Origin of the sequence: Methylobacterium sp. E-005 (assembly GCF_022829725.1) — a bacterium.
Lineage (GTDB): Bacteria > Pseudomonadota > Alphaproteobacteria > Rhizobiales > Beijerinckiaceae > Methylobacterium.
Genome location: NZ_JAKSYG010000228.1, coordinates 1 through 9,689 on the forward strand (window position 1 = coordinate 1; position 9,689 = coordinate 9,689).

The following is a 9,689-nucleotide window of genomic DNA, read 5'->3' on the forward strand; positions in this document are numbered from 1 at the left end:
CTGCCGCTGAACAAGACCATCGCCGACGTCGATCAGGCGGCGACGCTGATCGGCCAGGGCAAGTATTACGAGGCCAACGCGATCCTGAAGACCGCCCAGGACGGGATGCGCTTCGACGTGATCGACGCGGTCGCCCTCCCGAAGGCCGGTGCCGGCGCGGCGAATGCGGCCTCGACGCAGCCAGCCGGTTCCATGGGCAAGGCCGCGACAAGCAAGTAGCGTCACTCCGGATGGTGGGCGCATCTCAGACTGCGTCCGCCATCCTGCCGTTTCCGAACAATCCCCGGTGACGGCATGGGCAGGGCGATGATCGCCGCGTCGGCGGCGCTCGGCCCTGTTCTGCAGGGGGTGTTCTTCAATGCCTCGGACCCAGGCGAGGGTTGTTGAGGAGGCAAATCCGACGCCCGGCTCTGCCTCTCTGGTCGTGCCGCCCGTCTTTCTCAACCTTCGCCGGGCTCGGGCCGATCGATGTTCTGCTCCGGCTCATCCACGGTGAAACCCTCCAGCCAGTCGGCGCTCTGCTGCGAGCCGACTTCGTAGGGATCCGCGGAGGCGGTCGCACCCGACAGCTTGGCGGCTCTGCCTTCTTCCCATTGAGAGGATCGGCTGGACATGAAAAACTCCTGTGTCTGCTGGCCTTCGGGCCGTGCAAACGCGAAGGACGCCATTTGGATGCCGCTCCTGAAGACGGCAACAGCACGTAAGTGGCAGCAGACACCCGATCGTGAAGATACGCCTTATCGGCGCGAACTCTTGGCGAAAGCCTGCTCCCTCCGGCCTGTAAGCTCTGGGCTTACCGTCCTGCCCTGTTCGCGCAGGGGGATGCGGTCGACACCCTCGTTTCCGGTGCAACCGGCCTCTCGACGCGGGATCCCAGCACCAACAGCGTACGCCGCCTCATCCGCCTCGGTCCGCCGGACACGGTCAGCGACCTCGCCCCCGCAGTCACGCGCTTAAATATATCCGCGGACAACCCATGCTCGGAGAACCCTGGGGCGCTCAGCCATCCTGCGTGCTTTTCGACCTGCCTTGTGCGGCGCGCTTCGGGCGGACACGACACCACGCTGATTCCGAGGCCGGGTTGAGTGCCGTCAGGGTTCCGCCCCTCAGGCGGTCGCGATTGGAGAGTGCGCGTTCGAGCCCTGATCGCCATGAGCTGCGCAGAGCGGTCGACCGCGGCGCTGATGCCGAGGCCGCCGGGCGTATCCGGATGGAAGATCTCTGGAAAGCCGCCGAACATCCAGGATGGCCGCGAGCGGCCGATCGACGAAAGCTGGACGTTGCTGATCCGGGACGTGCCCCCCATGCTTAGGCCCTGGCTGGAGCAGCGTCTTCCCATTCGCGATCCTGCGTCGCGAGCTGCGCGGCTCGGCGGGCCGCAATCGCCTCAGTTTCCGACGCCGGCGCGTCGATGGCTCCCTGCGTGGGGAGAGAAGCGGCCATCCCACCTCCACCCAGAAAGCGGGCGAGTGTCGTGACGACGCGATCCACATCGCCGGACAGGACGACCCCTGTCCCGAGGAGTTCGAAGCGTGACTGGCCGGCCATATCCGCGCAGGAACATCCCGCCAAGCCGAGGGCTGCAATTGCGTCGGCGTCCAGCGGCAGTTGTTCGACCGGCCAATCCCGCAAGCGTTCGAGTCTTCGCGCGCCGGTGGCTCCGGCTGCATGCGTCTCGCGTGCGCCCGGCAGCCACCGTGCGATCTCAGCGAGGATGAAAGTCCGAACGTAGTCGGTGCGGACCGGGCCGAACTTTCTGATGCTGGCGATCGCCTCCGGTGACGTCTGCGCCAGATGGCCGAGATCCCGGTACCCGGCCTTGCGCAGACGCGCCCGCAAAGAGGCCGTCAGGCAACCGCGACCCAAACCCGACGTCGTGAGCGCGTGAAGCACGTCAGGGGGCAGGGGCTCGAAGAGCGGGAGCCGCTCGCTGACCTCGCCAAACAGGCTACCGGACGTGGTTGTGCGGCGTGATCGGGCGGGCATCGCCACCGTCGATAGGGCGTGTTCCGGGTTCCCGCAACGGTCGGCGATCACGGGCAATCCAGCTGGCCGATTGCCCGAAAGCTGACCGACAACGGATACGAGGCTGGCCTAAACGCGTCAGGCCCGCGCTCCTTCGATGAAGATCCGCCGCGAATATCGGCGCGGAGCCGAACGAGCCGAACGAGCCGGCCGTCGAGCCGGCATTGCGCGACCCGCAGCTATCGGACCCGCCGAGGCTTCGTCAGTTCACAGTCTGCAAACCGAGGAACCCGCTGACTTCCTTCGCAAAGACGTCAGGGATCTGAAGCTGAGGAACATGGGCGCAGTCCGGCAACATCACGAACCTCGCATCCGGCAGACCGGCCGCGAGTTCACGTGCCATGGCGGGTGGGGTTGCCTCGTCATGCTCACCGACCAGCACCAGGACAGGGACGCGCAGCTCGGAGAGCCGTTCGCGGAGGTCGAGTGTGGCGAGCGCCGCGCAGGCGTCCTCGAACACCGTGAGATCGGTGTGCAGGAAGGCCGCGCGCCGCTCCATCATCAGTTCGGGATGCGCGGCCTGGAAGGCGGGCGCGAACAGGCGTCGCATCGCCGTATCGGCGATCGCCGCGAGCCCCTTCTGACCGGCTGCCCGCGCCATGCCGCGGAAGGCCTCGCGCCCCGGCTCCGGAAAGCATGCGCCACAATCCGCGAGGACGAGGCGGTCGAATAGGCCAGGGTGCCGCAGAGCGCAGAGCAGCAGCACGAAGCCACCGTACCCGTTGCCGAGGCCAGCCACCGGATGTCCATCCGCCGCGTCGCGGACCGCTTGCGCCACCCGATCGGCTACGGCTTCGAGCCCGCCCGGCACCGGCGCGGATCCGCCGAAGCCGGGCAGGTCAGGAATCAGGACCCGGAAAGATCGTCCGAGGTCGGGCGCAACGCGGTCGAAGCTCGTCGCGTCGGCAAGCAGAGAGTGCAGCAGCACCAGGGGCGGCCCCTCGCCGGACGCTGTCACAGCCACCTGTCCGTTCGCGACCATCGACTGCATCCAGACGTCCCCCTGTTGGCTCGAGCCCGGGCTCAGACCCGCTCTCGTGTTCGATCAAGCGGCACAAACTCGGTTGACGTGATATTTCACAGATGGCAGCATGGATCAACCGAAAGGCGATCCGTGCTGCTCCGTGACAACATCTACGCGGCGATCCGCGCCGATATTCTGGCCTGCACATTGCGGCCAGGCGCCGAGGTGCGCGAGCAGGAATTGGCCCAGCGCTATGCCGTGAGCCGGCAACCGGTCCGCGAAGCACTGCTGCGCCTCGAGCGCGAACGGCTAGTGACCGTCCACGCGCGTCAGGGATATCAGATCAACGCAATTTCCGTCGCTGATGCGCGAGACCTGCTCCGCATGCGCCTCGCGCTGGAGCCGGCCTGTGCGGCCGAGGCGGCGGCCGACGCGCCCCAGGCTGTCCTCGACGCCCTCGACGCTTTCCGCACGGTCTCTGACGGGGCCGACTTCATCGCCGAGAACCGCGCCTTCCACATCGCCCTGGCCGAAGCTTCGGGCAACCGGCGCATGGCCGCCACCGTGCGCGATCTCGTCGAGCAGGCCGATCGGCTCGTGCGCGTCAGCCTCGATGGCATCCGGGGGCGCGATCCGGCGCAGCTGGTGGACGAGCACGCCGCCATCATCGACGCCGTGCAGCGCCGTGACGGGCGGGGCGCGCGGCGCCTCGTGCGTGCGCATGTCGCCCAGGCCGAGCGCCGCATCCTGACCGCGCTGGAGCGCAGCGCGGTCATCCTCTGAATCAACGCCGCCGGGGCTTGCGAACCGACCGAGCGGTGAGACGCGACACGGGAGAGACGCCATGAACATGCGTGAGCCGGCACCGGCGATCGAGACCCGGGGTAATTTCATCGACGGACGCGAGGTCGAGGCCGGGGACGGCACGCTGATCGACGTGCGCAACCCGGCCACCGGCGCGGTCATCGCCCGCATCCCGAACTCGGGACCGGCTGATGTCGACCGGGCAATGCGCTCGGCCCGGGGCGCCTTCGAGGGCAAGGACTGGGGCGGCCTGGATATCCGGGCCCGGGCCCGCCTGGTGAACCGGCTGGCCGACGCGTTCGAGGCCAACCTCGACTCACTCTACCGGCTCGAGACCACCAACAACGGCCGGCCGGTCAACGAGACCCGGGCGCAGCTCTCGCGGCTGCCGGACTTCTTCCGCTATTTCGCGGGCGTGGCGCTGGCGCGGCGCGACGACGTGATCCCGGTGGAAGGCAATTACCTCAACTATACCCGCCGCACCCCGATCGGCGTGGTGGCGAACTGCACGCCGTTCAACCATCCGCTGATGATCCTGTGCAAGTCGCTGGCGGTCGTCCTCGCCACCGGCTGCACCACGGTGGTCAAGCCCTCCGAATACACCCCACTCACCACGCTGAAGCTCGCGCAGATCTTCACCGAGGCCGGCCTGCCGCCGGGCGTGTTCAACATCGTGCTGGGCCTGGGCGCCTCGACCGGCAAGGCGCTCGCCGAGCACCGCGACATCAACAAGCTGGTGCTCACCGGCGGCACCGAGGCCGGCCGGATCGCCGGCTCGGCGGCCGCCAAGGTCTTCGCCCACCAGACCATGGAACTCGGCGGCAAGACGCCCGTGATGGTGTTCGACGACTTCGACGTCGAGCGGGCGGTGAACTACGCCGCCTTCGGTGCCTTCATCGGCGCCGGTCAGACCTGTGTGTGCGGCAGCCGCCACCTCGTCCAGGCCTCGATCTACGACGAGTTCGTGGAGCGGCTCGCCGCCAAGACGGCCTCGATCCGCCTTGGCGACCCCTTCGACCCGGCAACGCAGCTCGGGCCGGTCATCTCCGAGCGCCAGCGCGACCGGGTGCTGTCTTATGCCGGCTACGGCCGGGACGAGGGTGCCCGCGCGGTGGCCGGCGGGCGGGCGGCCCAGGTGCCGGGGTTCGAGGGCGGCTACTTCGTCGAGCCCACGGTTTTCGCGGATGTGCGCGCCGACATGCGCATCTTCCAGGAAGAGGTGTTCGGGCCCTTCACCAGCGTCACGCGCTTCGAGGACGAGGCCGAGGCGCTCCGGCTCGCCAACGACTCGCCCTTCGGTCTCGCCGCCGCCGTGCGCACCCGGGATGTCGCCCGTGCCCACCGGGTGGCGCACGCCGTCAAGGCTGGCATCGTCTGGATCAACGACCACCACCGCCTCGACCCGGCCTCGCCCTGGGGTGGGGTCGGCGACAGCGGGCTCGGCCGCGAATGCGGCATCGAGAGCTTCAACGACCATTTCGACGTGAAGAGCATCATGGTGGCCACCGGCGACGGGCCCTTCGACTGGTACCGCGACACGGCGGGCCAGCGCCGCCTGAACTGACGCACGACGGCGCGGGGGGATGCGAGGTCCGCGCGAGACGGACTCCTTCCGTGCCGGCTCCCACCCCGGAAGGAAACGCCCATGCCCGAACCCGTGAGCCCGGCGGTCAACGCCGGAGGCCGTCTCGACCGTCTGCCGATCGGCCCGTTCCATCGCCGCATCATGTGGCTGATCGGGATCGGCATGTTCTTCGACGGCTTCGACATCTACATTGCCGCCACCGTGCTGGGCTCGACCCTGAAGAGCGGCTTCTCGACCCTGCCGCAGAATGCGTGGTTCGTCTCGGCGACCTTCGTGGGGATGATGGCGGGTTCGTTCCTCACGGGCTTCTTCGGGGACCGCTACGGACGGCGCTTCACCTATCAGGCCAACCTGCTGGTCTTCGGCCTCGCCGCCATCGGCGCTGCCTTCGCGCCGAACATGACGGTCCTGATCATCCTGCGCTTCATCATGGGCGTCGGCCTGGGGGCCGAGAATGTCGTTGGCTACTCGACCATGACCGAGTTCGTGCCGGCGCGCTCCCGCGGGCGCTTCCTCGGCCTGATGGCGGTGTTCGTGGTCACCGGCCTGCCGGTGGCCTCCCTGATCGGATACCTCGTGATCCCGGCCTTCGGCTGGCGGGCGATGTTCGCGCTGGGCGGCCTTGGGGCGCTGGCCGTCTGGTACGCCCGCAAGAACCTGCCGGAATCGCCGCGCTGGCTCGAGGCTGTGGGACGCCACGTCGAAGCCGAGGCGCTGATGCGCACGATCGAGGCCGAGGCGAGCCGAGGCGCGCCCCTGCCGCCCGCCGCCGCGATGGCGCCTATGCCGCAACTCGGGCTCGCCGCCCTGTTCCGGCCGCCGCTGCTGTCGCGCCTGCTGCTGGGCTGCCTGTGCCTCGTGGTGATCAACACGCTGCTCTACGGCTTTGTGACGTGGCTGCCGACCTTCTTCATCCGGCAGGGCCTGAGCGTCGCGACCTCCTTCGGCTACGCGCTGCTGATGGGCCTCGGCGCGCCGGTGGGGAGCGCGATCGGTGCGCTGACCGCCGATCGCTGGGGTCGCAAGCCGACGATCATCGGCGCCTCGGCGGCCGCCATCCTGTTCGGGATCCTCTACCCGATGACCCTGAATCCGGTCCTGCTGCCGCTCGTCGGCTTCGGACTAACCGTGCCGATCTACGTGCTGGTGGCGCTCCTGTTCGGGATCTACATCCCCGAATTGTTCCCCACCGAGGTGCGGCTGCGGGCCTCGGGCCTGTGCAACACGGTCGGACGCGGCGCGACGATCGTGACGCCCTTCCTGGTCGTGAGCCTGTTCGAGGCCTACGGCATTGCGGGTGTGACCGGCCTGATGATCGGGCTCCTGGCCCTGCAGATCGTGGCGGTCGCCCTGTTCGGCGTCGAGCCGCGCCGCCAGAGCCTGGAGAGCCTGGAGCCCGGCCTCACCGCGGCCGAGGCCGGCGCGGCCTCCGGGGCACGCAGCGCGGTGCCGCGCCCGATCGTTTAGGTGGACATCACGTCCCCGCGCCATCCCCGAACCGCGCGCGGTGCCTCGAAAGGGCGGGGGGCGGCCTGCGGGACGCTTGCACAGGGTCTAAGATGAGATTCGCGATGCGCACACCACTTCGCTGGCTGCCGGGATGGATCCTGGCCGCTGCCCTGCTGGTCGCCGGCCTGTCGCCATCCGCGGCGCACGGTCCGAACGCGCCGCCGCACCGGACGGAGCCGCTCGGCGACCTGCCGCTGGAGAGCGGCGAGACGATCCGGGACTTCGCCATCTCCTATGTCACCCATGGGACGCTAAACGCCGACAAGTCCAACGCGATCCTGATGACGACCGCAATCGGCGGCAACCACCACCGGATCGACTTTCTGATCGGTCCCGGTAAGGGGCTCGATACCGATAGATACTTCATCATTGCCACCGATGCGATCGGCAACGGTCTAACGACCAGCCCGAGCAACAGCACGAGCCAGCACGGGACGGCCTTCCCGCACTTCACCATCCGCGACATGGTGGAGAGCCAGAAGCGGCTCCTGGATCGCCTCGGGATCACGCATCTTGTGGCCGTGGCGGGCGCGTCGATGGGCGGCATGCAGGCGCTGCAATGGGGCGTCAGCCATCCCGGCTTCATGGACGCCCTGGTGGCCCTGACCCCGATGGCGCGCACCGCTCCCTGGTCGATCGCCGTCAACGAGGCGACCCGCAAGGCGCTGATGCTCGATCCTGCGTTCAAGGCTGGCGCCTACGAAAGGCAGCCCGAGCAGGGCTGGCGGCTGCGCGCCGACATCCTGCAGGTGCTGGCCGCCCGAACGCCGGAGGCCCTGTGCGCCGCATCGCCCCTCAACCCCTCGACATCCTGCCCTGGATGCAGGCGCAGGAGGAGGCGGTGCTGAAAGCCGGCTTCGACGCCAACGACTGGATCGCACAGACCTGGGCCTACGACCGCCACGACATCGGCCAGACCGCCGGCTTCGGCGGCGATGTCCGGAAGGCGCTGGCCGCGATCAAGGCCCGAACGCTGATCCTCACCGGTGGCAACCTCGACCTGTACAACCCGGTCGAGGAGGCCCGCGAGGCCGGCGCCTTCATCCCGCAGGCGAGCGTCGTCGCCGTGCCCTCCGAGCAGGGCCACACGACGGCGACGGCGACCAAGGCGGCGGACGTGGAGTTCATGAACCGGACGATCCGAGATTTCCTCCCAGGAGGCACGTCGACCGGCCGCTGAGACAGCGGAAGGTTCAGGCACTGATCAGGGAGATGGCGGCTGGCGTTGAAATCGAACTCGTCGACGTGGCGCAGCCGATCGGTGTTCGTCCGGAAGCGCGGGTGTTTCACGAGGTTCCGGCGCCGAATGTTTTAGGAACAGGTGTTCGGCCATCTTCTGGATTGAGCCCGACCCGCCGAAGGGCACTGGATAAATAGTGGAACCTTCCGGGCCTGTGGCATAAGGTTTCGAAAATACTGGAGCCGTTTTCTCTGAACCGCCCTGGATGTTCAGAAGGTCGTTTGCCTGGTTCGAGTAACCCAAGCTTGATCGCCGCCGTTGAGAGAAGCGTGCGCCTCGGCTTCACCGGCAAGGAGATTGCCGATCGATTGAGAAATTCCGGGGCTCGGGGCGACAACCTTTGGCCATCGGCAAAGCCGCGCCCGCGCGTTCAAGAGCCGGCCGGAACAGAAAAGGCCCGGCTGCGCCTGAGCGCGGCCGGGCCTTCCGCCTTGATCGACCGGCCGATCAGGTCCAGTCGCTGTCGTCGCCGCCGCCCATGTCGCCGCCGAAATCGCCGCTCGGATCGCTGAAGCTCGCGTCCTGGAAGTCGCCTCCGCCGCCACCGCCGTCGAGGGCCGAACCGAGATCCTGGTTGCCGCCGTCACCGTAGTAGTTGTTGACGATCGTCTCGCCACTGCCGCCACCGAGCCCGGCCGCCGCGGCGCTGCCAAGGCTCGAATGACCGCCCGCGAAGGCGTTCGAGAGGGCGCTGCCCAGCAGCATGCCGCCCGCTGCGCCGGCGGCCATCGGAAGCGCCGAAGCCAGGAAGCCGCCCCCGCGCGCCGGAGCCTGCGGCTGGCCGCCCCAGGGGCCGCCCTGCTGCTGCGGATAACCCTGCTGCGGATAGCCCCCCTGTTGCGGGTAACCCTGCGGCGGGGCGCCCGCATTGCCCCAGGGCTGGCCGGTCGGCCGCTGCGGCGCGTAGCCCGGCTGCGGCTCCTGGCGCTGGCTGCCGCCTCCGAAGATGCTCGACAGGAAGCCGCCGCCACCCGACGATTGGGCTTGGGTGCCCTGCTGGCGCGCCTGTTCCAGCTGCTGGTTCAGACTCTTGATCGCCTCTTCCTGCACGTAGATCAGCTGCGCCATCGCGTAGGGAGCGTAGGGCTGCGCGCGAATCTTGTCGGCGATGAAGCGCTCGGCCTCCGCGTCGCGGGGCTGAGACTGCGCCTGCTCCAGACGCTGGAAGATGCCCGAAATGACGTCGCGTTCTTCGCTGTTCATGGAGTCGTCCTCCTCGAATCTTACCCGCGGGCTCGAACGCGCCGCATGGCAGACACGACATGGGTGCGCGGCGACGCTTTGTCAGGGGTCCTTTCGAAAACTTCATTTGGTCTTGTCGAAACGCGAGAAGCCCGGCTTGCGGCCGGGCTTCTCGGACGTGTCAGGACTCGAACGGCCTGAGGCGCCGGCGCGGTCGTTACCGCGCCGGTGCTCGATCTCAGTACGAGCCGAACTTGTAGTTCAGGCCGGCGCGGACGACGGCGAACTCGTCGGAGCGGCGACCGATGCCGCTGTAGACGACGGGGAAGTTGTTGGCGGCGTTGATGACGAACGCGCCCTGGTTGCGGGTGTTGCGGTCG

At 68.3% G+C, this 9,689-nt stretch carries 10 protein-coding genes and 1 pseudogene; 6 read left to right on the plus strand and 5 right to left on the minus strand.

The window, feature by feature from the left end:
• Window positions 1-219 (plus strand): YfdX family protein (locus tag MKK88_RS27660; protein ID WP_244005565.1); only part of this gene is annotated, 219 nt, incomplete at its 5' end.
• Window positions 220-440: 221 nt separating this feature from the next.
• Here MKK88_RS27660 and MKK88_RS27665 read toward each other — a convergent pair.
• From MKK88_RS27665 to MKK88_RS27675, 3 genes are all read right to left on the minus strand, one after another.
• Window positions 441-668 (minus strand): hypothetical protein, encoded by a 228-nt coding sequence (locus MKK88_RS27665; RefSeq protein WP_244005567.1) that lies wholly within the window; start codon window positions 666-668, stop codon window positions 441-443.
• Window positions 669-1,308: 640 nt separating this feature from the next.
• Window positions 1,309-2,037, minus strand: a complete 729-nt coding sequence (locus MKK88_RS27670; RefSeq protein ID WP_244005569.1) for a hypothetical protein — start codon at window positions 2,035-2,037, stop codon at window positions 1,309-1,311.
• 190 nt (window positions 2,038-2,227) lie between these two features.
• A complete protein-coding gene (locus tag MKK88_RS27675) occupies window positions 2,228-3,016 on the minus strand; it encodes an alpha/beta fold hydrolase (protein WP_244005571.1) in 789 nt (262 codons plus the stop codon).
• A 123-nt stretch (window positions 3,017-3,139) separates the two neighbouring features.
• Here MKK88_RS27675 and MKK88_RS27680 point away from each other — a divergent pair, with 123 nt between their 5' ends.
• From MKK88_RS27680 to MKK88_RS27700, 5 genes are all read left to right on the plus strand, one after another.
• On the plus strand, window positions 3,140-3,772 hold the full coding sequence (locus MKK88_RS27680) for a GntR family transcriptional regulator (protein WP_244005573.1): 633 nt from the start codon (window positions 3,140-3,142) through the stop codon (window positions 3,770-3,772).
• A gap of 61 nt (window positions 3,773-3,833) precedes the next feature.
• On the plus strand, window positions 3,834-5,357 hold the full coding sequence (locus MKK88_RS27685; protein WP_244005575.1) for an aldehyde dehydrogenase: 1,524 nt from the start codon (window positions 3,834-3,836) through the stop codon (window positions 5,355-5,357).
• A gap of 81 nt (window positions 5,358-5,438) precedes the next feature.
• Window positions 5,439-6,845 (plus strand): MFS transporter, encoded by a 1,407-nt coding sequence (locus MKK88_RS27690; protein ID WP_244005577.1) that lies wholly within the window; start codon window positions 5,439-5,441, stop codon window positions 6,843-6,845.
• Between the two features lie 104 nt (window positions 6,846-6,949).
• On the plus strand, window positions 6,950-7,735 hold the full coding sequence (locus tag MKK88_RS27695) for an alpha/beta fold hydrolase (protein ID WP_244005580.1): 786 nt from the start codon (window positions 6,950-6,952) through the stop codon (window positions 7,733-7,735).
• The gene (locus MKK88_RS27700) at window positions 7,666-8,067 is read left to right on the plus strand and encodes a hypothetical protein (RefSeq protein ID WP_244005581.1); all 402 of its coding nucleotides are present in this window, start codon (window positions 7,666-7,668) and stop codon (window positions 8,065-8,067) included. Before MKK88_RS27695 ends, MKK88_RS27700 begins: the two co-directional genes overlap by 70 nt.
• A gap of 507 nt (window positions 8,068-8,574) precedes the next feature.
• On the opposite strand, the gene MKK88_RS27705 is transcribed toward MKK88_RS27700, so the two are convergent.
• Together MKK88_RS27705 and MKK88_RS27710 are read right to left on the minus strand one after the other, a co-directional pair.
• Window positions 8,575-9,330, minus strand: a complete 756-nt coding sequence (locus MKK88_RS27705) for a DUF2076 domain-containing protein (RefSeq protein ID WP_244005584.1) — start codon at window positions 9,328-9,330, stop codon at window positions 8,575-8,577.
• 217 nt (window positions 9,331-9,547) lie between these two features.
• Window positions 9,548-9,689, minus strand: a pseudogene (locus MKK88_RS27710) (porin family protein); the annotation flags it as partial.